Source organism: Achromobacter spanius, from assembly GCF_003994415.1.
Taxonomy (GTDB): Bacteria; Pseudomonadota; Gammaproteobacteria; order Burkholderiales; family Burkholderiaceae_B; genus Achromobacter; species Achromobacter spanius_C.
Genome location: NZ_CP034689.1, coordinates 1091796 through 1112888, shown reverse-complemented (window position 1 = coordinate 1112888; position 21093 = coordinate 1091796). Strand labels below are relative to the sequence as shown.

Annotated in this window: 19 protein-coding genes; 13 read left to right on the top strand and 6 right to left on the bottom strand. The window is 65.0% G+C overall.

The window, feature by feature from the left end:
* Positions 1-4: 4 nt before the first annotated feature.
* The 4 genes from ELS24_RS05025 (at position 5) to def (ending at position 2761) form a co-directional block, all read left to right on the top strand.
* Positions 5-727, top strand: coding sequence for a lysophospholipid acyltransferase family protein (locus ELS24_RS05025; protein WP_050447504.1), 723 nt, complete (start codon positions 5-7; stop codon positions 725-727).
* Positions 720-1742: a M48 family metallopeptidase gene (locus ELS24_RS05020; RefSeq protein ID WP_127183570.1), complete on the top strand. Its 1023-nt coding sequence runs from the start codon at positions 720-722 to the stop codon at positions 1740-1742. The genes ELS24_RS05025 and ELS24_RS05020 overlap by 8 nt, the downstream gene beginning before the upstream one ends.
* A gap of 74 nt (positions 1743-1816) precedes the next feature.
* Complete coding sequence (gloA, locus tag ELS24_RS05015) at positions 1817-2212, top strand: lactoylglutathione lyase (RefSeq protein ID WP_006217551.1); 396 nt, start codon at positions 1817-1819, stop codon at positions 2210-2212.
* 15 nt (positions 2213-2227) lie between these two features.
* Positions 2228-2761 (top strand): peptide deformylase, encoded by a 534-nt coding sequence (gene def / locus ELS24_RS05010; RefSeq protein ID WP_127183569.1) that lies wholly within the window; start codon positions 2228-2230, stop codon positions 2759-2761.
* Here the strand turns inward: def and ELS24_RS05005 are convergent.
* The gene (locus ELS24_RS05005; RefSeq protein ID WP_127183568.1) at positions 2758-5076 is read right to left on the bottom strand and encodes an acyl-CoA dehydrogenase; all 2319 of its coding nucleotides are present in this window, start codon (positions 5074-5076) and stop codon (positions 2758-2760) included. The genes def and ELS24_RS05005 overlap by 4 nt on opposite strands.
* 148 nt (positions 5077-5224) lie before the next feature.
* Here ELS24_RS05005 and ELS24_RS05000 point away from each other — a divergent pair, with 148 nt between their 5' ends.
* Positions 5225-6454 (top strand): nucleoside recognition domain-containing protein, encoded by a 1230-nt coding sequence (locus ELS24_RS05000; RefSeq protein WP_127183567.1) that lies wholly within the window; start codon positions 5225-5227, stop codon positions 6452-6454.
* Positions 6455-6505: 51 nt separating this feature from the next.
* Here ELS24_RS05000 and pyk read toward each other — a convergent pair whose 3' ends face one another.
* Positions 6506-7948, bottom strand: a complete 1443-nt coding sequence (pyk, locus tag ELS24_RS04995; RefSeq protein WP_050447510.1) for a pyruvate kinase — start codon at positions 7946-7948, stop codon at positions 6506-6508.
* 105 nt (positions 7949-8053) lie between these two features.
* Between pyk and ELS24_RS04990 the strand changes: the two genes are divergently transcribed.
* Together ELS24_RS04990 and ELS24_RS04985 are read left to right on the top strand one after the other, a co-directional pair.
* The gene (locus ELS24_RS04990; protein ID WP_127183566.1) at positions 8054-9196 is read left to right on the top strand and encodes a glycerate kinase; all 1143 of its coding nucleotides are present in this window, start codon (positions 8054-8056) and stop codon (positions 9194-9196) included.
* Between the two features lie 428 nt (positions 9197-9624).
* The gene (locus ELS24_RS04985; protein WP_127183152.1) at positions 9625-10602 is read left to right on the top strand and encodes an IS110 family transposase; all 978 of its coding nucleotides are present in this window, start codon (positions 9625-9627) and stop codon (positions 10600-10602) included.
* Between the two features lie 241 nt (positions 10603-10843).
* On the opposite strand, the gene rsmA is transcribed toward ELS24_RS04985, so the two are convergent.
* The 3 genes from rsmA to ELS24_RS04970 are packed head-to-tail and all read right to left on the bottom strand — an operon-like array spanning position 10844 to position 15603.
* Complete coding sequence (gene rsmA, locus ELS24_RS04980) at positions 10844-11629, bottom strand: 16S rRNA (adenine(1518)-N(6)/adenine(1519)-N(6))-dimethyltransferase RsmA (protein ID WP_127183565.1); 786 nt, start codon at positions 11627-11629, stop codon at positions 10844-10846.
* Between the two features lie 18 nt (positions 11630-11647).
* A complete protein-coding gene (locus tag ELS24_RS04975; RefSeq protein ID WP_127183564.1) occupies positions 11648-13207 on the bottom strand; it encodes a peptidylprolyl isomerase in 1560 nt (519 codons plus the stop codon).
* Positions 13204-15603, bottom strand: coding sequence for an LPS-assembly protein LptD (locus tag ELS24_RS04970; RefSeq protein WP_127183563.1), 2400 nt, complete (start codon positions 15601-15603; stop codon positions 13204-13206). The genes ELS24_RS04975 and ELS24_RS04970 overlap by 4 nt, the downstream gene beginning before the upstream one ends.
* 168 nt (positions 15604-15771) lie before the next feature.
* Here ELS24_RS04970 and ELS24_RS04965 point away from each other — a divergent pair, with 168 nt between their 5' ends.
* From ELS24_RS04965 to ELS24_RS04940, 6 genes are all read left to right on the top strand, one after another.
* Positions 15772-16812, top strand: a complete 1041-nt coding sequence (locus tag ELS24_RS04965) for an aminoglycoside phosphotransferase family protein (protein WP_050447516.1) — start codon at positions 15772-15774, stop codon at positions 16810-16812.
* Entirely contained in the window at positions 16812-17498 is a 687-nt protein-coding gene (murU, locus tag ELS24_RS04960; protein ID WP_127183562.1) for an N-acetylmuramate alpha-1-phosphate uridylyltransferase MurU, read from the top strand. Before ELS24_RS04965 ends, murU begins: the two co-directional genes overlap by 1 nt.
* A 152-nt stretch (positions 17499-17650) precedes the next feature.
* On the top strand, positions 17651-18349 hold the full coding sequence (locus ELS24_RS04955) for a DUF6776 family protein (protein ID WP_127183561.1): 699 nt from the start codon (positions 17651-17653) through the stop codon (positions 18347-18349).
* A 120-nt stretch (positions 18350-18469) separates the two neighbouring features.
* Positions 18470-20095, top strand: a complete 1626-nt coding sequence (locus ELS24_RS04950; protein ID WP_127183560.1) for an FAD-dependent monooxygenase — start codon at positions 18470-18472, stop codon at positions 20093-20095.
* Entirely contained in the window at positions 20092-20319 is a 228-nt protein-coding gene (locus ELS24_RS04945) for a hypothetical protein (RefSeq protein ID WP_050447522.1), read from the top strand. The genes ELS24_RS04950 and ELS24_RS04945 overlap by 4 nt, the downstream gene beginning before the upstream one ends.
* Positions 20316-20765 carry a MarR family winged helix-turn-helix transcriptional regulator gene (locus ELS24_RS04940; RefSeq protein ID WP_050447523.1) on the top strand — a complete coding sequence of 150 codons (450 nt, stop codon included), beginning with the start codon at positions 20316-20318 and terminating at the stop codon, positions 20763-20765. The genes ELS24_RS04945 and ELS24_RS04940 overlap by 4 nt, the downstream gene beginning before the upstream one ends.
* On the opposite strand, the gene ELS24_RS04935 is transcribed toward ELS24_RS04940, so the two are convergent.
* On the bottom strand, positions 20762-21088 hold the full coding sequence (locus tag ELS24_RS04935) for a 4a-hydroxytetrahydrobiopterin dehydratase (protein WP_127183559.1): 327 nt from the start codon (positions 21086-21088) through the stop codon (positions 20762-20764). The two genes, ELS24_RS04940 and ELS24_RS04935, sit on opposite strands and share 4 nt — an antisense overlap.
* Between the last annotated feature and the right edge of the window lie 5 nt (positions 21089-21093).

The window sequence follows — 21093 nt, the reverse complement described above, 5'->3', positions numbered from 1 at the left end:
TTCAATGGCCCGGCTACGTTCGCTGCTGTATTTTCTGTTCCTGGCCATCACGGTCATCCCCTACGCTTTCCTATGCATTCTGTGGGCGCCGCTGCCGCTGCACTGGCGCTACAAGCTGACGGTGGGCTGGCCGCGCCTGGCCATCTGGGGCGCCAAGGTGTTCTGCGGTATCCGCTGGCAGGTCAAGGGCTGGGAAAACCTGCCCGACGGCCCGGCCGTGATCCTGTCCAAGCACCAATCGGCCTGGGAAACCCTGTTCTTTCCGGCGCACATGCCGCGCGAAGTCTGCTTCGTCTACAAGAAAGAACTGCACATGGTGCCGTTCTTCGGCTGGGGCCTGGCGCTGCTGCGCATGATTGCCATTGACCGTTCCAAGGGCCGTGACGCCTTTGACCAGGTGGTCAAGCAAGGCCAGACGCGCATGGATGAAGGCCGCTGGCCGCTGCTGTTTCCCGAAGGCACGCGCGTGGCGCCGGGCAAGACGGCGCGCTTCAAGATGGGCGGGGCGCTGCTGGCCTCGCGCACCGGCGCGGTCGTCATTCCCGTGGCGCATAACGCCGGCGAATGCTGGCGGCGCAATGCTTTCGTCAAATATCCCGGCATGGTTACCCTGTCCATCGGTCCCGCGATAGAATCCAAAGGACTCTCCCCCGACGAACTGAACCAGAAGGTTCAGGACTGGATCGAAGGGGAAATGCGGCGTCTCAACCCCGAAAGGTATGCCTAGCACTGATCAGCTCGAACTCCTGTTCGACGGACAAGACCACGACGCGCCCCAAGGCGCGTCGCCACTGATCGCGCTCCAGGGCGCGTCGCCGCTGATCGCCACGCCAAAGCCGCCTGCCGCGCGGCCCGAGCCCTCCCCGCAGCCCGTCACCCCCACCAACTTGTTTCCCAACGCCGCCACGGCCGACACGCCCAAGGGCGAGCCGCTGCTGACGCTGTCGCCCAATGCGTCGTCGCGCGTGCCCACGCCCTGTCCGGATCCGCTGCCGCCCGGCGCGCGCTGGCGTGAAGTGCCCACCGAGCAGCAGCCGATTGGTTTCGTGCTGCTGCGCTCGCGCCGGCGCAGCATAGGCTTTGTCATTACCGACGACGGCCTGCGGGTGACGGCGCCCAGTTGGGTCACGCTGACACAGATTGACGACGCGGTGCGCGAGAAAGCCCGCTGGATCCTCACCAAGCTGCGCGAATGGCATGCCCGCAAGCAGCAACTGGCCATCGCCCACACGCGCTGGCAGGCTGGTGGCGAACTGCCCTACCTGGGCAAACGCATCGTGCTCGGCGTGGGTGGCGACAGCCGCCAATCCCGGTTGTCCGGCGATGCCGACGCGCCGCAGGACGGCGACACCCTGTTGCTGGCGCTGCCGTCCGCGGCGGATCAAAGCCGTATCCGCGACGCCGCGCAAGCCTGGTTGCAGCAGCGCGCCGGCGCCTGGTTCGGCGCGCGGCTGGCGCATTTTTTGCAGATCAGCGGCCTGAAGATCCGCCGCTGGCGGCTGTCGTCGGCGGCCACGCGCTGGGGCTCCTGCACCAGCGACGGCAACATCATGCTGAATTGGCGCCTGATTCATTTCGCGCCCGGCATCATTGATTACGTCATCGCGCATGAACTCGCCCATCTGCGCGAGATGAACCACAGCCAGGACTTCTGGCGTGAAGTGGGCCAAATCCTGCCCGACTTCGAAGACGCCAAGAACATCCTGCGGCGTCACGACCCGGCTTCGCTGCCTCAGTTCTAAGACGCTTTATTCTGGAAAGCACCGGCGCCCCCGGGTTCTTTCCCCCACCTGTTATTGCTTCAAGGAAGATTTCCATGCGTATGCTCCACACCATGCTGCGAGTCGGCAACCTCGACAAGTCCATCGATTTCTACACCAACGTGCTCGGCATGCGCGTCCTGCGCCGCAACGACTACCCGGACGGCAAGTTCACGCTGGCCTTCGTGGGCTATCAGGACGAGTCCGAAGGCGCGGTCATTGAACTGACCCACAACTGGGACACCGACAAGTACGACCTGGGCAATGGCTACGGCCACATCGCGCTGGAAGTCGATAACGCCTACGAAGCCTGTGACAAGGTCAAGGAACGCGGCGGCAAGGTCACCCGCGAAGCCGGCCCGATGAAGCACGGCAAGACCGTGATCGCGTTCGTGGAAGACCCGGACGGCTACAAGATCGAGTTCATTCAGAAAAAAGGCCGTCAGGACTAAGCAGGAAAGCCCGCCATGATCCACCCCATCCTGAAAATGGGCGACCCGCGCCTCTTGCGCGTGGCCCCACCGGTGGAGCGCTTCGACACGCCCGAACTGCACGCCCTGATCGACGACATGTTTGAAACCATGGCGGCCGCGCAGGGCGTGGGGCTGGCCGCGCCGCAGATCGGCGTGGACCTGCAAGTGGTGATCTTCGGCTTTGAGCGCAACGAGCGCTACCCGGACGCCCCGCCGGTGCCGCAGACCATCTTGTGCAACCCGGTCATCACGCCGCTGTCGGATGAGATGCAGGACGGCTGGGAAGGCTGCCTGTCGGTGCCCGGTCTGCGCGGGCTGGTGCCGCGCTATCGCCACATCCGCTATAGCGGCCGCGACCCCTACGGCCAGTTGATCGAGCGCGAAGCCGAAGGCTTTCACGCCCGTGTGGTGCAGCATGAATGCGACCACCTGATCGGCCGCCTGTACCCGTCGCGCATCCAGGATTTCTCGCAGTTCGGCTTCACGGAAATCCTGTTCCCCGGCATGGACCCGAACGCGGACGATTAAGCGTCCGGTTCGGGGTCGGGGTTCGCCCCGGCTGCCGCATCGGCAGTGCGTGTCGCCTGCGGCGACAGCGCTTCCGGCGCAAAATCATCCACCTGCAAGACCTTCAGCACCAAGGCCTCGGCCGCTTCCAACTGCGCGGCCTGCGCGTCGGTGACGGCGCCACGCTGGTGCGCCTCGCGCCAATTGCGCACGTTCGACTGGCGCAGGCGGTCGCGGATGGGTTGCACGGCTTCGACAAGCGCAAACGCGCGGGTCAGGTCCGCCAAGGGGTCGCTGCCCGCGCGGCCACCGCCCAACAGCACGGCGGCCGAAGGCCCGGTGCCGCTACTGGGTTCTCGCTGCAAGTCTGCCGCCAGCCGTGCATGCGTGGGCGACGGCTTCAACAAGAGCTCGGCGCAGGCGCGCGTCAAGGCGTCATCCGGGCCACGCGCCAGGCGCAGCGGCAGGATGGCGGCACGCAGGCCCCACGCCAGCACCCGGCCCGGCAGATTGCGCAGCACTTCATCCAGGCTTTTTTCGATGCTGGCGTAACCCTGCGCCATGCACCAATGCACCAGCGGCAGGTCGTCGTGCTTGCGGCCTTCGTCTTCCCAGCGCTTGAGCACCGCCGACAGCAGGTATAGCTGCGACAGCACGTCGCCCAGGCGCGCCGAGATCATTTCACGCCGCTTCAGCCCTCCGCCCAACTGCGCCAAGGTGGCGTCAGCCAGCAGCGCGAAGCCCGATGCGTAGCGCCCCAGCCGCCGATAGTGGCGCGCCGTGGGGCCGGACACTGGCGACGGCGCCAGCAAGCCGCCCGTCCAGGCCCGGCCGATGGCGCGCAGCGCGTTCTTGCCGGCGTGCCGCAGATGGCGCCAGAACACATCGTGAAAAACGTCAATGCCACGTTCTTCGTCGGGGTTGGCCAGCGCCATCATTTCCGGCATCAGATACGGATGCGCGCGGATAGCGCCCTGGCCAAAGATGATCAGGTTGCGGGTCAGGATGTTGGCGCCTTCCACCGTAATCGCGATGGGCACCGCGCGATACAGCGCGCCCAGGTAGTTGCTGGGCCCGTCCATGACGGCGCGCCCCGCGTGTACGTCCATCGCGGCGTTGACGGATTCGCGCATGCGTTCGGTGGCGTGGTATTTCATGATGCCCGACACGACGGCGGGCTTCACGTCCTGGTTCAGCGCGGCGCAGGTCAGGCGTCGGGCCGCTTCAACCAGATAGGCGTTGCCCGCCAGCCGGGCCAGTTGTTCCTGCACGCCTTCGAACTTGCCGATGGGGATGCCAAACTGCTCGCGCACCCGGGCGTACATGCCCGTGGTGTGCGCGCACATGACAGCCGCCGCGGCCGACAGCGACGGCAGCGAAATGCCGCGCCCCGCCGCCAGCGCGCTCATCAGCATCTGCCAGCCCTGGCCGGCACGCGCCTCGCCGCCGATCAGCGCGTCCAAGGGAACGAACACATCATGGCCTTGATTGGGGCCGTTCTGAAACACTTGCATCGCCGGCAGATGGCGCCGACCGATCTCCACGCCCGGAGCCTCGGTGGGCACCAGCGCCACCGAAATACCGATGTCTTCGGGGCCGCCCAGAATGCCATCGGGGTCCGACATCTTGAACGCCAGCCCCAGCACCGTGGCCACCGGCCCCAGGGTGATGTAGCGCTTGTGCCAATTCAGGCGGATGCCGATGAGTTCGCGGCCATCCACCACCTGGCGGCACACCACGCCGGTATCCACCATGGACGCGGCGTCCGAGCCCGCTTCGGGGCTGGTCAGGCCAAAGCACGGTATTTCGCGGCCATCGGCCAGGCGCGGCAGCCAATAATCGCGCTGCGCGGGCGTGCCGAACTGCATCAGCAATTCACCCGGTCCCAATGAATTGGGCACCATGACCGTGACGCCCGCCGTGATCGAATAGGCGGAAATACGCCGGACCACTTCGGAATGCGCATAGGGAGAAAAGCCCAGCCCGCCGTAGCGGCGCGGGATGATCATGCCGAAAAAGCGCTGGGCCTTCAGAAAGTCCCACACACGCGGAGGCAGGTCACGCCGGTTCCAGGTGATGTCCCATTCGTCCAGCATGGCGCATAGCTGCGCCACGGGGCCGTCGATGAACGCCTGTTCCTGCGGGGTGAGCGTGGCGGCGGGCACGTCCAGCAGCTTGTGCCAATCGGGGTTGCCGGTGAACAGGTCGGCGTCCCACCAGGTGTCTCCGGCCTCGATGGCCTCGCGCTCGGTTGCCGACATGGCGGGCAAGGCGTTGCGCGCCCAGCGATACGCGGGTTCCGAAATGCGGCGACGGCGCCAGGCATTGAAGTCCATGAGTGTCCCTCACTGTTATGGCCCTAGGGCGTGTCGATGCAAAGTACCAGAATTGACGGCGCGCGGCCAAGCTCGCAAGGGCTGACTCTGCGACAATGAGCGTCCCCGCGCTGGTGCGCAATCAATCGCTATCCGGGCATCGCCACGCATGCTGAACAAACTCTGGCTGGGATTCTTCCTGACCGCCGCCGCCGCCGCGCTTTACCGCTGGCTGGCGGTTGGCGACCCCGACGTCTTCCGCCTGATGGTGGCCAGCCTGTTCGACATGGCGCGTGTGTCGGTGGAAGTGATGGTGCTGCTGTTTGGCACGCTGACGCTGTGGCTGGGTTTCCTGCGGATTGCCGAAGGCGCCGGCCTGGTGGAAAAATTGGCGCGCCTTTTGGGGCCGTTGTTTGCGCGCTTGATGCCCGAGGTGCCGCGCAACCATCCGGCAATCGGCCTGATCACCCTGAACTTCGCCGCCAACGGCCTGGGGCTGGACAACGCCGCCACGCCGATCGGCCTGCGCGCCATGCGCGAACTGCAATCGCTGAACCCCACGCCGGAAACCGCCAGCAATGCGCAGATTCTGTTCCTGGTGCTGAATGCCTCGTCGCTGACGCTGCTGCCCGTCACCCTGTTCATGTTCCGCGCGCAGCAAGGCGCGGCTGATCCCACCCTGGTGTTCCTGCCCATTCTGCTGGCGACCAGCGCGTCAACGCTGGCCGGCTTCCTGGCCGTGGCCGCGTGCCAGCGCCTGCGGCTGACCGACCCCATCGTGATGCTTTGGCTGGGCGGCGCGGCGCTGGTGTTCGGCGGCTTCATGGCGCTGCTGGCCAGCATGTCGGCGGCGGCGATTGCGTCGCTCTCCTCGCTGATGGGCAACCTGGCGCTGTTCGGCATCCTGCTGGCGTTTTTGGTGGTGGGCGCGTGGAAAAAGGTGCCGGTCTATGAAACGTTCATCGAGGGCGCCAAGGAAGGCTTCGACATCGCCAAGAGCCTGCTGCCTTATCTGGTTGCCATGCTGTGCGCCGTGGGCGTGCTGCGCGCATCGGGCGCGCTGGATCTGGCGCTGGACGGCATCCGCTGGGTGGCGCTGCAGGTTGGCTGGGACACGCGCTTTGTTGACGCCCTGCCCACTGCGCTGGTCAAGCCGTTCTCGGGCAGCGCGGCCCGCGCGATGATGCTTGAAACCATGACGCACTACGGCGTGGACAGCTTTCCCGCCTTGCTGTCCGCCGTGATGCAGGGCAGCACCGAGACCACCTTCTACGTGCTGGCGGTGTACTTCGGGTCGGTGGGAATCGTGCGCGCGCGCCACGCGGTGGGTTGCGCGCTGGTGGCCGATGCGGCCGGCGTGTTGGCCGCCATCGGCGTGTGCTACTGGTTCTTCGGCTAAGGGCTGTGGGCGGGGCTTGCTGCATGGCAAGCGCCCCGTCTGGCCTTCGCGTCAATCCACCATCAGGATCTTCATGCCGTTGGTGCCACCGCTGTCGCGGTAGAAGTCGCCCTTGGTCAGAATGACCCAGTCGCCCGCCTTCACCAGGTTGCGTTTGCGCAGTTCGTCGATGGCGGCCTCGCTGAGTTCGGCCGGTTCGTAGTCCGACGGCGCGAACGGAATGGTGTAGACGCCACGGAACATCGCCACGCGGTTCTGCGTCAGGCTGTGCGGGCTGTAGCAGTAGATCGGCACGCCCGAGCGGATGCGCGACATGATCAGCGGGGTGTGCCCGCTTTCGGTCAACGCAATGATGGCCTTCACGCCGGGGAAATGATTGGCCGCGTACATGGCCGCCAGCGCGATGGTTTCATCGCAGCGCGTGAAGGTTTCGCCCATGCGGTGGTGCGACACGGTCGATGTGGGATGTTTTTCCGCGCCCAGGCAAACGCGCGCCATGGCTTGCACGGTTTCAACGGGATACTGGCCCGATGCGCTTTCGGCCGACAGCATCACGGCGTCGGTGTAGTCCAGCACCGCGTTGGCCACGTCCGACACTTCGGCGCGCGTGGGCATGGGGCTGGAAATCATGGATTCCATCATCTGCGTCGCGGTGATGACCACCTTGTTCAGCGTGCGCGCGTGCTGAATGATGCGCTTCTGGATGCCCACCAATTCCGCGTCGCCCACTTCCACGCCCAGGTCGCCGCGCGCCACCATCACACCGTCGCTGGCGCGGATCAGCGAGTCCAGCGCTTCGTCATCGGCCACGGCTTCGGCGCGTTCGATCTTGGCGATGATCCAGGCCTGGCTGCCGGCTTCGGCCAGCAAGGCGCGGGCTTCGTCGATGTCGCTGCCATAGCGCGGGAACGACACCGCCACGTAGTCCAGTTCCATTTCGGCGGCCAGTTTGATGTCGACGCGGTCCTTGTCGGTCAGGCTGGGTGCGGACAAGCCGCCGCCACGGCGGTTGATGCCTTTGTTGTTCGACAATGGGCCGCCCACTGTTACGGTGGTGTGGACTTCGTCGCCTTCCACGCGGTCGACCACCAGCACGACGCGGCCGTCGTCCAGCAAGAGTTCGTCGCCCACGCGGCAATCGGTGACCAGCTCGGGGTAGTCGATGCCGACGATGCTGGCGGTACCGGCATCCTTTGGATGCACGCGCGACAGCGTGAACGGCTGGCCGACTTGCAACTGCACCAGCTTGTCGGTGAACCGCGCGATGCGGATCTTCGGGCCTTGAAGATCGCCCATGATGGCAACGAAGCGGCCCTGCTGGGCGGCAATGTCGCGCACCAATTGTGCGCGGGCGCGGTGGTCGTCCGCGCTGCCATGCGAGAAGTTCAAACGGGCCACATCCAGGCCCGCGCGGATCAGCGCTTCAATGCGTTCGGGCGTCGACGTCGAAGGCCCCAAGGTGGCAACAATTTTGGTGCGGCGCAATACAGGCATGACGGTCCACTCTCGCAAAAACAACGAAAGCGCTATGGTACGCCGCCTGCGTCGGCGCGGGTATCATGGTCAGCACTCCGACCCATAACCGGCCCCTCCGACACCGTGAAAATCGTCATTGCTCCTGACTCTTTCAAAGAAAGCGTTTCCGCGCCTGACGCGGCGGCGGCCATCGCGCGCGGCGTGAAAGCCGCCTGCCCCGGCGCGCACACTGTCTGCATTCCCATGGCCGATGGCGGCGAAGGCACGGTTGAAGCCGTGCTCGCCGCAACCGGCGGCAAGGCGCAACAACTGACGGTGAACGATGCGCTGGGCTACAAGGTCGACGCCGTCTGGGGCTTGCTGGAAGACGGCACGGCTGTCATTGAAATGGCGGCGGCGGCGGGGTTGGAACTGATCTCGCCATCCAAGCGCGACCCGATGCGCGCCAGCAGCCACGGCGTGGGTGAACTGATGCTGGCGGCCGTGAACGCAGGCGCCACGCGCATCATTCTCGGGCTTGGCGGATCGGCCACGAACGACGCGGGCGCGGGCATGCTGACGGCGCTGGGCGTACGCTTGATGGATGCCGACGGCAACAGCCTGCCGCCTGGCGGCGGCGCGCTGGGCAAGCTGGCTGGCATCGACACGCGCGGGCTTGATCCGCGCCTGGCCAAGATCCGTATCGACATCGCTTCGGACGTGGACAACCCGCTGTGCGGGCCGCAGGGTGCGTCACATGTGTTTGGGCCACAGAAAGGCGCCACGCCGGAACAGGTGCTGACGCTGGACCAGATGCTGTCGAATTTCGCGGACGTCTGCGCGCGGCATCTGGGCGTGGACCATCGAAACGAGGCCGGTGCGGGCGCGGCAGGTGGTTTGGGGTTCGCCGCCAAGGCGTTCCTGCAGGCGCATTTTCGACCCGGCGTAGAGATCGTGGCGGAGTTGGGCCGCCTGGCCGAAGCCGTCGAGGGAGCCACGCTGGTGTTCACGGGCGAAGGCCGCATGGACGCGCAAACCCTGCGTGGTAAAACGCCGGCCGGCGTCGCCAAAATCGCGCAGCAGGCCGGTGTGCCCGTCGTGGCGTTGGCGGGGTCGCTAGGCGATGGCTACGAAGCACTGCACGCCGGCGGCATCACCGCCGCCTTCAGCCTGGCCCCCGGCCCCATCACCTTGCAGCAAGCGCTGGCGGACGCGGAGAAACTGCTTACGGAGCGGGCCAGAGACGTCATGCAGCTATGGATGGCAGCGCAGAAACGGATGCTGTGAGCGATGAAGCGCGGGAAGGCGGGCAGAAGGGAAATGACGCCGATCGCGCGTAACCCATCGGGCAGCGTCGGCGGTGTGGCTGATCCCGGTTCGAAATCCAGCGATGCCTATGTGGCGGATTCCGCCTAAATTCCACCTTCGTCTGATGGGTTCCGCGCGTTTGGCGTCTGCTCAATATTGACGTGATCTTCGCGCTGCACCCATCCTTGTATGTTTTCATAGCACTTACCGATCTTGCTTCGGGGGTGCTGGGGATCGGGACGCACCCATCCATCAGCCGTCACTAGCGGACTGACGTCGGTAGATATCCCACCCCGCCCAAATACGTCGATTAAGAATCTAGCGGCCATGACCGCCGATTGATCGCAAGGTAACGAATCGGGCGCGGCTTCCCCAGCAGACACAACGCTATCGCAGGGAGTCTAGAGATGCAAACGTCTCAATCTTTCTTTGGTGTGGATGTGGGGAAATCCGAGGTTGTTGTGGCGATGCACGGGGCGGCCAAGCCGTTGACCCGGGCCGTCAAAAACTCAACGACTGGCTTGGAAAAATGGTTGCAAACGCTGCCGCGCGGAAGCGTTCTTGCCATGGAGTCCACCGGTGGCTACGAGCGCCTGTTGGCCGACCTGGCATATGAGCGTGGGCTGCGCGTCTACGTGCTGAACCCCAAGGCCCTGCACCATTACGCCAAGTCGCAGGCTCAACGGGGCAAGACCGACCGACTCGACGCTGTCATGATTGCGCGTTACGTGGCGCTCGAGCACGAGCGGTTGCATAGGTACGAACCTTGCCCGGAGCACATCGAGCGCCTGAGTCAGATCCAACGCTTACGCAAGGTGGCGGTCACGACGCGCACGAGGCTGCGCCTGTCCAGCGATCGGCACAAACACGTGGGCTCGCAAGCTCAGGTCCAGCGAGCGTTGGATGCCTTGACGCAGTTGGCAGACGCTCTTGAGCGCGAAATGCTCGATCAGATCGCTGCCGAACCCGCCTTGGCCGACGACTTCAACTTAATCACCAGCATTACCGGCGTGGGAAAGCTGACTGGGGCCGCACTGGTGACCGCCTTCGCCCGCATCCCGTTCGCCTCCTCGGACGCCGTGGTGGCCTACGCGGGGCTAGACCCCAGGCCCAAGGAGTCTGGCGCCTACAAAGGCCTGCGTAAACTCAGCAAGCAAGGCGATGCGGCCCTGAGAAGCCTTGCCTACAACGCGGCATCCTCAGCAAGCCGAACAGCTGCCTTCAAACCCCTCTACACAGCGCTACGAGTCAAGGGCTGGGCCTCAACGCAGGCATTAAACATCATCGCCAGAAAACTCCTACGCATCGCCTTCGGCGTATGGAAATCGCGCAAACCCTTCGATGTAAACCTCTTTATGGCCAGCCAGGCTTGCGCCAAACCATAGAATCTACGTGGCAACGTTTCGTGGTTGGTCGTAGGATGGGTGAAGCGCGGGAAGGCGGGCAGAAGGGAAACTATGTCGAACGCGCGTAACCCATCGGGCGGCGTCGGCGGTGTGGCTGATCCCGGTTCGAAATCCAGCGATGCCTATGTGGCTGATTCCGCTTGAATTCCACCTTCGTCTGATGGGTTTCGCGCGATCCTCGTCTGTTCTTTATTGACGTGTTCTTCGCGCTGCACCCATCCTACGAGAGCAGGCCGGCCTGGACCAATGCGTCCGACAGGCGGATGTACCGGTCGACCGAAATATCTTCGGCGCGGGCGGTGGGGGCGATGTCCAAGGCTTCCCAGGGGACTTGCGGGGCCCAGTCGGCCAACACCCGGCGCAGCATTTTGCGGCGCTGCGAGAACGCGCGGGCCACCACCGTTTCAAAGGCGCGGACGCTGACCGGTTGCAGGCGATCAGCCGGCAAAGGCACCATGCGCACAATCGCGGACACCACCTTGGGCGGCGGGTCGAAGGCTTCGGGCGGCACGTCAAACAGCTTGTGCATGCGATAGCGCGATTGCAGCATCACCGACAAGCGGCTGAAATCCCCCGAACCCGGTGTCGCCACCATGCGGTCGATCACTTCGCGTTGCAGCATGAAATGCTGGTCGCGAATATGGTCGGCCCAGGTCATCAGATGAAACAGCAGCGGGCTGGAAATGTTGTAGGGCAGGTTGCCCACCACACGCAGTGCGCTGCCGAACTGCGAAAAGTCCACCGTCAGCGCGTCGGCCTCGACCACGGTCAGGCGAGACGCCTCGAACTGCTTGCGCAGGCGCGCGGCCAGGTCGCGGTCGATTTCAACCGCAGTCAGGTGGTCCAGACGCTCAAGCAGCGGCCGGGTAAGCGCAGACAAACCTGGGCCGATCTCGACCACGGCATCATCACGGGCGGGTGCAACCGCCCGGACGATGGACTCGACGACGCTTTCGTCGGTCAGGAAGTTCTGGCCGAAGCGCTTGCGCGCCTGGTGTTGAGACATGAAAAGCCCGTAATGCGTTTAGCGGTTGTTCTGCTGGATCTGCTGCTGCTTTTCAAGCCGGTTGTCGATATAAGCCTGAGCACGCAACTGCTCAAGCCAATCTTCAAAAGCCGGTTGCGCGCGGCGCTCGAACAAGGTCTGGCGCGCCCGCATGCGGGCCATGTCATCGGTCGCGTCATGCTGGCGGCGTTCTTCAACCTGGATCAAATGCCAACCGAAAGGCGACTGGACCGGCTGGCTGATTTCACCCGGCTTCAAGGCATTCATGGCGGCTTCGAACGGCGGCACGGTTTCACCCGGGTTCAACCATCCCAGCTCGCCGCCCTGCGGCGCGGTCGAATCCTGTGAGTACTGGCGCGCCATGTCTTCAAACTTGGCGGTGCCCGACACCAGGCGCTGACGCACCTGTTCCAGGCGCTGGCGCGCGCTCTCGTCGCTCATGACGGTCGACGTCTTGATCAGGATGTGACGCGCGCGGGTCTGCATCACTTCGGTGGGGCCTTGCTGCGCCGCCTGCGGACGCGCAGCGGGCTGCGGCGCGGGCGTGGGGGCCGGCGCGCGCGCGGTGCGGCCCGGAGCCGGCTGAGCCGTGCCACGGTCCATCACCTTGATGATGTGGAAACCATTGCCGCTCTGGATCAGGTTGCTGACCTGGCCCTTCTGCAGATTGCTGATGGCCTTGACGAACAGGTCGGGCCAGCCGTCCAGAGGACGCACGCCCATGACGCCGCCTTGCAGCGCTTCCGGGCCGTCCGACGCCGCGGCAGCCAGACTGGCGAAGTCGTCGCCACGCTTGGCGCGAGCCAGGATGTCTTCGGCCTTCTTGCGCAGCACCGCCAATTGTTCGGGCGACGAACCTTCCGGCACACGCACCAGGATCTGCGCCAGCGCGTAAAGCATCGGGCCCGAAGGCACCGCGGCTTGCTCGGGCGCCGGCTCGGGCTGCGCCTGCGGTTGGGGCTGCGCCTGGGGCGCGGCGCCAAATGCAGGGTTGCGGCGCTGGTCCCTCAGGAAAGCGTCCACTTCGTTGTCGGAGATGACAATCGTGGAATCCACCGCGCGTTGGCGCAGGCGGTCCGTACGAATCTCGTCGCGCAGCGACTTGCGGTAGTTATCCCAGGTCGTGCCCGACTTTTCGATTTCGGCGCGCAATTGCGCCACGCTGATCTTGTTGCGGCCGGCAATGGTCTGGATGGCCTGATCGACTTGCGCGTCGTCCACGCGTATACCCAGGCGATCAGCTTCATGGCGCTGCACGCGCTCCATGATCAGGCGTTGCAGCACTTGATGTTGCAAGGTCTGGTCGTCTGGCACCTGGATGCCGCGCGCCTTCAGTTCGGCCGAAATGCGGGTCGACGCCTCGCGCAGTTCGCGCAGCGTGATCACGTCCTTGTCGACCACCGCGGCAATGCCGTCCACGAACTGCTCGCCCTGCTGAGCGGCGGGCGCGGCCTTGGCGCCGTTGTTCGCGGCCCGGCCTGTCTGCGCGGCCGCGGGCGCGGCGGACAGGCCGGCGCAAAGGGCCAACAACAGCGCACTGCCGGACAGGCGGCGCAAAGAGTGCAACCTACGCATCATTCATACCTTTCAAATGTGGTCCCAGCCGGCACGGGCGGTGTAATGCCGGTGTAACCGGGGATACTTCTGTTCAGCAGGCTCATCGGGTCGGTTCCCAGGGAACCCAGTCCGGTCAGCTCAAGCTGGAAGAACACTGCCGAGTTGGCGTCCGTTGCCGATACGGCATAGCGCTGATAGACCACGCGGCCCACCCAGCAGCAATCCCCCTTGTACTCCAGGCCGGCGATGGCCTGCGTTACGCGAGGAGATTCCGTCGTATTGGCGACCGTGCTGGACGGCCCGGAGCGCAAGGAATAGTCCACCCGGCCTACACCGTACCAACGCTTGCTGAACGGCCATTGGACCGCCAGGCTGACCTGGTTCTGGCCCTGGGGCTGGTATTGGACTCCCGTTTGCGGGTCGCGCTGATAACGATACGACAGCGCCACCGTGGTCAGGCGCTGCGGCGACCAGCGAGCGCTGACCAAGCCGCGCGACCACTGGTTGTCGTAGGGGTTGTACTGCGCCGCCACGTCGGTGCTGAGGGTGTCGGTCAGCGCCGCGCTGGCGCCCACCAGGAAGTCGGAACGCACGTTTTCGCGGGGCGTTTCACCGGGCAGCGTGACCTTTTGGTCTTCAAAGTACAGGCGCTGCGCCACGGCCAGCGACAGGCGCTCGAAGCCTGTGTCGGCGTCCAGCCAGCGCGAGGTCAGCGCGGCGGTCAGTTGGTTGGCGTTAGAAATACGGTCCCAGCCGCCGGTATAGATGTTTTCTTCAAACGCCTGCGAGAAGCTGAAATCAGACAGCGATGTATCGAAAACCGGCACCTTGGATTGGTCGCGATACGGCACGCGCAGATAGTACAGGCGCGGTTCGAGCGTTTGCGTGGAGGACTTGCCGAACAAGGTCGTGTCGCGTTCGAAAATCAAGCCCGTGTCCAGCGACATGATGGGCACGGTGCGCGATTGCGAGCGCGGCAGGCCGTCGGCCGAGCCGCCGTTCAAACCAAGTGCATCCGTGCCATACCATTTGGTCTGGTACTGCGTGTAGTTGACGCCCGCCTTGGGGATGATGAACCAGCCCGGCCGCACGATCGGGTAGGAAACGGTCGGGTAGGACTGCAGGCGGTCGCCATCGGGATAACGTACCGTGGAACCGAAATCAGGCCGGCGGAAACGCACGGCGGTCGAGGTCCAGTCCAGATCGAACCCACCCCAGTCGTAGTGCGCGCCGCGCAGGTAGAGCTCGGGCTCCTTGTCATACGGCGGCACCAGCGGCGCGTCGGGGTCCTGCAGCGTCTGGTACTTGTAGACCTGGGCGTAGGTACTCCAGTAGTTGGATGCCCAGCCCACGCGCCCGCGCTGCGGCAGGTAGGTGGTGGACGCCTGGTTCAGGCCCAACTGCGAGATGTCGCGGAAGTAGTTGTCGTCCGACACCTTGGCGATGTCCCAGTCGGCATAGAAGCCGTGCGAGAACGTCTGCTGATGACGCCACCAGTACATCCAACGGTCTTCGCTGGTGAGATTGTCGTCGGGAAGATAAGTGCCGTCGATGGTGCCGACGTAGGACGAACCCAGATAGCGGAATTCGCCACCCAATTGCATGCCGCGCTTGGAGAAATAACGCGGCTGGACCGTCAGGTCGTAATTGGGGGCTAGATTCAGGTAATACGGCAGCGAAAAGTCAAAGCCGCCCTGGCTGGTCGTGCCGTAGGTCGGCATCAAAAAGCCCGACTTGCGCTCTTTCTTGACCGGGAAGGTCATGTAGGGCGACGCCAGGATCGGCACGTCCTTGAAATACAGCACGCCATTGCGCGCCACGCCTTCGTTTTCGTCGAAGTCGATGTCGACCGTCTTGGCCTTGATGTACCAGGACGGCGTTTCGCAGGAGCAACCGCTGTACGTGACCGTATGCAGCCGCATCTGCGACTTGCTGAAGATGTCGGCGTGTTCGGCCACGGCAAAGCCGCCGGTGGCGCCCATCCAGAAATTGGGCTGTTCGACTTCGCCTGAATACTTGTCGACGTTGAACTTCGCGTTCGGGCCGGTCACCAGGGTGCCGTCGCGCATCATGCGCGCGCTGCCCTGGACATCGACTTCGCCCGTGTCTTTCCGATAGTTGATGCGGTCGCCTTTGATGACGCCGTCGATGCGGCGCACCTGCGCGCTGCCGCTCAGGGTCAGGTCCGACTCGGGGTCGCCCTGGATGCTGTCCGCTTCCAGGTATGCGGGAATGTCGTCGTCCGCCAGGCGATGCATCCGCAAACCGGGCGACGTGCGCAGCACGGGAGCCGCGGGTGTCACGGTTGCCGACGTTGCTGACGGCGCCGCGGGAGTCGAACCTTGGCTACCTTGAGCCTGGACGGCTCCGGCGGCGACGCTGACAGCAGAGAGGATCAACCACCGAACCTTGCGCACGAGTGAAAACAGCCCTTTTTAACGATGGAAAAGCCTGGCACCGACGGCAAAGAACCGCCGATGCCGGTGGAATCGAGCCGGTATTATAGAGAAGCCGCGCCATACGCCCAGCCTTATGTGCGCCGAACGCAAATTTCAGCAATCTTGCCCTTCTGACACGGATCATCCTTGAAAAACGATCACGACCCCCGCCTGGCGCAGATCCGCAACTGGCTGGATAGCCTGCCCGCCACCTTGAACCTGGCCGTGGACTCGCTGCGCCCGGCCTCCGCCGACGCCAGTTTCCGCCGCTACTTCAGGCTGGACGCTGGCGACCGCACCCTGATTGTCATGGACGCGCCCCCCGCGCACGAAGACTGCCGCCCCTTCCTGCACGTGGGCCAGTTGCTGGCCGACGCCGGCCTGAACGTGCCCAAGGTGCTGGCACAGAATCTTGACCAGGGCCTGCTGCTGCTGTCCGACCTGGGCGAACAGACCTACTACCAGCGCATTCAGGCCGGCCTGTCCGACAGCCAGCTTCAAACGATGTACCGCGAAGCGCTGGCCGCGCTGGTCCGCCTGCAACAAGCGGCCACCACCGGCCTGGCCACCTACGACACCCCTCGCCTGGCCGACGAGCTCACCCTCTTTCCCGAGTGGTACGTGAACAAGCACCATGGGGTGGCGCTGGACGACAAAACCGCTAACGCCCTGGAAAAGATCTTCGCCCTGCTGTCGGCCAGCAACGGCGGCCAGGCGCAGGTGCTGGTGCACCGCGACTTCCACTCCCCCAACCTGATGGTGTGCGATCAGCCTCAATATGGCCCCAACCCGGGCGTCATCGATTTCCAGGACGCGCTGGCCGGCCCCATCACCTATGACCTGGCGTCATTGGTGACCGACGCCCGCACCACCTGGGAAGAACCGCAGCAATTGGACTGGGCCATCCGCTATTGGGAAATGGCGCGCGCCGCGGGCTTGCCCGTCGATGCCGACTTCGCGGACTTCCACCGCGCCTATGAATGGATGGGCTTGCAGCGCAACCTGCGCATCCTGGGCGTGTTCGCCCGCCTGAACCACCGCGACGGCAAAACGCATTACCTGGCCCACATGCCGCGCGTGAACGGTTACGTGCGCCAGGTGGCCCAGCGCTACGGCGTCTTCACGCCCTTGCTGCGCCTGCTGGACAAGCTGGACGACCGCCAGGTCAGCGTGGGGTACACGTTCTGATGCGGGCCATGATTCTTGCCGCGGGCCGCGGCGAACGCATGCGCCCCTTGACCGACCACCTGCCCAAGCCCCTGCTGGCGGTGGGCGGCAAGCCCCTGATCGTCTGGCACCTGGAGCGCCTGGCCGCGGCCGGGTTCCAGGATGTCATCATCAACCATGCCTGGCTGGGCCACGAGATCGAACGCGCCTTGGGCGACGGCGCCGCCTTCGGCATGCGGATCCGCTATTCCGCCGAAGGCACTGCGCTGGAAACCGCCGGCGGCATCGCGCAGGCGCTGCCCCTGCTGGGCAACGCGCCCTTTCTGGTCATGAACGGCGACGTCTGGTGCGACTGGAATCCCGCACAGGCCCCGGCCTTGGCGGCCGGCGTGCCCGACGGCGGCGCCTGGCTGCTGATGGTGAACAACCCGGTCCAGCACCCGACCGGAGATTTCCGGCTGTCGTCGGACGGCGGCCTGCATGCCAACGGCGACCCGCGTTTGACCTATGCAGGCATCGGCGTCTACCATCCCTCGTTGTTCGCGGATGTCCAGCGCGGCACGGCGGCGCCCCTGGCGCCTTTGCTCAGGCTAGCAATGGGCCGGAACCTGGTGCACGGCGCGCACCATAATGGCCGATGGACCGATGTCGGCACGCCGCAACGGCTTGCCGACCTGGACGCGGAGCTTCTCGCAGCGACACGCTGACGCTCACATATTTCACAATATCAAGGTGCGCAACCAGGATTTTCCGCGCACCCAAGCGCCCCGGCTAACGGGGTATTCTCTGACGCTTTGGCACCCGCGGGCACACCCTGCGGTGGACCAGCACATACACAGGAAGTTTTCTAGGAATGGGGATGTTTGGAAGATCGCAACGGGCCGTGTTCAAGCCCTCCGTATACCAACCCGGCCAGCGCACGCGGCGCCTGCCGCGCTGGCTTGTCCTGCTTCTGGTGGGAATTGCCCTGGGTGCGGGCGGCGTGCTCTTCCTGCAAACCAATTACGGCCCGCAACGCCTGACGGTCGAGCAGTCCGAGTCCCTGCACACGGATCTCAGCGCGTCCAACCTGGAACGCCAGCGCCTGCAAACGCAATTGGAAGAAGCCACCCAACAGCGCGACGCCAACAAGGCCGGCCATGAAAAGCTGACGGCCGAACTGGCCGACGCCCGCGCCAAGATCGACACCCTGAACAAAGAACTGGTCCTGTTCCAGGACGCCATGCCGCCAGACCCGCGCGGCGGCAACCTGGGCATCCGCTCGGCCACCTTCAAACGCGGCACCGGCGTGCTTGATTACCAAGTGCTTGTCATGCGCGAAGAGCCGTCGGGTGCACCCTTCAAGGGCACGCTCACCTTCGCCATCGAAGGCAGCTACCCCAACGGGCGCGCCGCCACGATCACTCCGGAAGGCCCGGCCCTGAACGTCGACCGTTACGATTACGCGTTGGGCCAGCTTACGCTGCCCGACGGCTTCAACCCGCGCGTGGTGGTGCTGCGCGTGATGGATGGCAACCAGAAACAGCAGGCCATGCGCATCTATAACGTGCGCAAGTAAGCGCGACGCGCTTAGCCCGAAACCCGCCTCGGCGGGTTTTTTTGCATCTGAACAAAATCGTTGCGCACGCAACTTTTTGCGAATATAGTTGCGCAAACAACCATATCCCACGGAGACAAGATGCCGCTCCCCTCACACGTACCCGTTCTGATTGCCGGCGGAGGCCCCGTCGGGCTGACCTTGGCCGCTCTGCTGGCCGAATACGGCATCGCCTCGCTGACCATTGAGGCCGACGACGACTATTGCAGCGGCAGCCGGGCCATCTGCATTTCGCGCCGCTCGCAGGAAATCATGGCGTGGGCCGGCGCGGACAAACCGCTGGTGGCCACCGGGCTACCCTGGACCGGCGGCCGCAGCTACTACCGCGACCGCGAAGTGCTGCACTTCGAAATGCCGCACGAACCCCTGCAGCGCTATGCGCCGATGGTCAACATCCAGCAGTATTCGATCGAGGAATACGCCCATCAGGCCATGCAGCGCCACCCGGAATTGGCGGCCCTGCAATGGTCGGCCCGCGTGGCGGGCCTGCGCGCCGACGCGGACGGCGTCACTGTCGACATCGACGCCGACGGCCAGCGCCAGACCGTGCGCGCCGATTGGTTGATTGCCTGCGATGGCGGACGCAGCACCGTGCGCGAAGCCATGGGGCTGAAACTGGAAGGCATGCAGTACGAAGGCCGCTACGTCATCGTCGACATCGAACAGGCATCCCGCCGGCCCGTGGAACGCCTGGCCTGGTTCGACCCTCCATCCAACCCGGGTTCGACCCTGCTGATGCACCGCCAGCCCGGCAACGTCTGGCGGGTGGACTACCAGATCCGCGACGACGAAGACCCCGAAGAAGCCGTCAAGCCTGAAAACGTGCTGCCGCGCGTGCAAAGCCATCTGGACATGATCGGCGAAACCGCGCCGTGGAAGCCCTTGTGGATTTCCGTCTACAACGCCAAATGCCTCACGCTGAACCAGTACCGCCACGGACGCGTGCTGTTTGCCGGAGACGCCGGCCACCTGGTGCCGATCTTCGGCGTGCGCGGCTTGAACTCCGGCCTGGATGACGCCGGCAACCTGGCGTGGAAGCTGGCCTGGGTCTTGAAGGGCCAAGCGCCCGACAGCCTGCTGGACAGCTACAGCACCGAGCGCGTCCACGCCACCCGCCAGAACCTGGCCTATGGCGCCAAGAGCACCGAATTCATGGCGCCGCCCGACTTCGGCTTTCGCCTGATGCGCGAAGCCGCGTTGCGCCTGGCCTTGGTGGATGCAACGGTGCGCTCCCTGATCAACCCGCGCCAGTCCGCGCCCATTTCCTACGACGCCTCGCCCTTGAACCTGCCCGACGGCGCGCCGCAAGCCGGCCCCGCCGCCGCCCCCGGCCAACCCGCGCCCGACGCGCGCCTGCACGACGGCGGCAGGCCCTGCTATGTCAGCGAGAGCTTCGGCCAAGGTTTCGTCCTGCTGGCGGTGTCGCCCTCGGCATCGCTGGCGCGCGAACTGGACGCCCTGGCCGTCGATACGCAAGACGCCCCAAACCCATTACGCGTCCTGCGCACGGGCGATGGCGGTCTGGAGGACGCCCACGGCCAGTTGCGTGAGCGTTACAACGCCACCGAAGGCGCCGTTATCCTGATCCGTCCCGATGGCTACGTGCTGGGCCGCTGGGCCGCACCGCAAGCCGCGCTACTGCGCGCCGCCCTGGCGCCCTATTACCCCTTGATCGCCCAGTCCGCCACACAGGAAGGCCAAGCATGAACAACGACGAACTTGACCAGGTCTACACCCGCATGGCGCAGACGCTGACGCGCGTGGGGGAATCCCAGGCGCCGCTGTTTCTATCGATACTGGGCTTGTCGCTACTAAGCCGGCAGCCAGACGCCGCCACCGCGCTGGCGTTGCTGGCCGAAGCGGAAAGCGCCTGCCAGGGCGAAGCCGCTGTGGCAAACTACCCCGCCACCACTCCTGCCCGCCCAACGTGAAACCGCCTGCCCTGGAACGATTCCTGACGTATCGCCTGCACGTGCTCAACAAGATCACGGACCGGGATACGAATCGCGCCTATCTGGAAGACTGCGGCATTCCCCTGGGTGAAGCGCGCTGCCTGGCGGCGATCGGGCGCTACGCGCCGCTGTCCGTCAACGACCTGGCGCGCGCGGCGAATCTGAACAAGGGGCAGGCCAGCCGGTCGGCGCAGGCGCTGGTGGATCGCGGGCTGGTTGAAAAGGCGCTGTCCACGTCCGACGGACGCGGCGTGGTGCTGACGCCCACCCCGGCGGGCATGGCGCAATACCAGCGCATCATCGATCTGATTGCGCAGCGCAATGAAGAGATCTTCGGCTGCCTGGACGCCAGCGAACAGCAGGTGCTGGGAGAGATGCTCGACCGCCTGATCGAGCATCTGCAAACACAGGAAGACGGCGGCTAAGCATCGGACTTCGGCGCCGTGGCGCCCATCTGCGCCGCCGCTTCGTCCATGAACTGCGCCATGCGCACATCCAGCTCGGTCACCCCGCCCGCGTCATGCGTGGTCAGCGTCACGTCCACCCGGTTGTAGACGTTGGTCCATTCTGGATGATGGTTCAGCTTTTCCGCGAACATGGCCACGCGCACCATGAACCCGAATGCCGCATTGAAATTCGGAAAGCGGAAGCGCTTTTCAATCGCGTCGCGCATGGCCACGGCCTGCCATCCGGTCAGGGCGGCCACGGCGGTATCGGTGCCGATACGGGCAGGAGGAAGCATGCTCATGACCA

What these genes read in the sequence shown, in the direction of transcription:
- ELS24_RS04935 (WP_127183559.1), bottom strand. Translation starts at nt 21,088, where the DNA reads ATGAGCATGCTTCCTCCTGCCCGTATCGGCACCGATACCGCCGTGGCC.
- ELS24_RS04955 (WP_127183561.1), top strand. Translation starts at nt 17,651, where the DNA reads ATGTTTGGAAGATCGCAACGGGCCGTGTTCAAGCCCTCCGTATACCAA.
- ELS24_RS04945 (WP_050447522.1), top strand. Translation starts at nt 20,092, where the DNA reads ATGAACAACGACGAACTTGACCAGGTCTACACCCGCATGGCGCAGACG.
- ELS24_RS04950 (WP_127183560.1), top strand. Translation starts at nt 18,470, where the DNA reads ATGCCGCTCCCCTCACACGTACCCGTTCTGATTGCCGGCGGAGGCCCC.
- def (WP_127183569.1), top strand. Translation starts at nt 2,228, where the DNA reads ATGATCCACCCCATCCTGAAAATGGGCGACCCGCGCCTCTTGCGCGTG.
- ELS24_RS04985 (WP_127183152.1), top strand. Translation starts at nt 9,625, where the DNA reads ATGCAAACGTCTCAATCTTTCTTTGGTGTGGATGTGGGGAAATCCGAG.
- ELS24_RS05005 (WP_127183568.1), bottom strand. Translation starts at nt 5,076, where the DNA reads ATGGACTTCAATGCCTGGCGCCGTCGCCGCATTTCGGAACCCGCGTAT.
- ELS24_RS05020 (WP_127183570.1), top strand. Translation starts at nt 720, where the DNA reads ATGCCTAGCACTGATCAGCTCGAACTCCTGTTCGACGGACAAGACCAC.
- ELS24_RS04975 (WP_127183564.1), bottom strand. Translation starts at nt 13,207, where the DNA reads ATGATGCGTAGGTTGCACTCTTTGCGCCGCCTGTCCGGCAGTGCGCTG.
- rsmA (WP_127183565.1), bottom strand. Translation starts at nt 11,629, where the DNA reads ATGTCTCAACACCAGGCGCGCAAGCGCTTCGGCCAGAACTTCCTGACC.
- ELS24_RS05000 (WP_127183567.1), top strand. Translation starts at nt 5,225, where the DNA reads ATGCTGAACAAACTCTGGCTGGGATTCTTCCTGACCGCCGCCGCCGCC.
- gloA (WP_006217551.1), top strand. Translation starts at nt 1,817, where the DNA reads ATGCGTATGCTCCACACCATGCTGCGAGTCGGCAACCTCGACAAGTCC.
- ELS24_RS05025 (WP_050447504.1), top strand. Translation starts at nt 5, where the DNA reads ATGGCCCGGCTACGTTCGCTGCTGTATTTTCTGTTCCTGGCCATCACG.
- pyk (WP_050447510.1), bottom strand. Translation starts at nt 7,948, where the DNA reads ATGCCTGTATTGCGCCGCACCAAAATTGTTGCCACCTTGGGGCCTTCG.
- murU (WP_127183562.1), top strand. Translation starts at nt 16,812, where the DNA reads ATGCGGGCCATGATTCTTGCCGCGGGCCGCGGCGAACGCATGCGCCCC.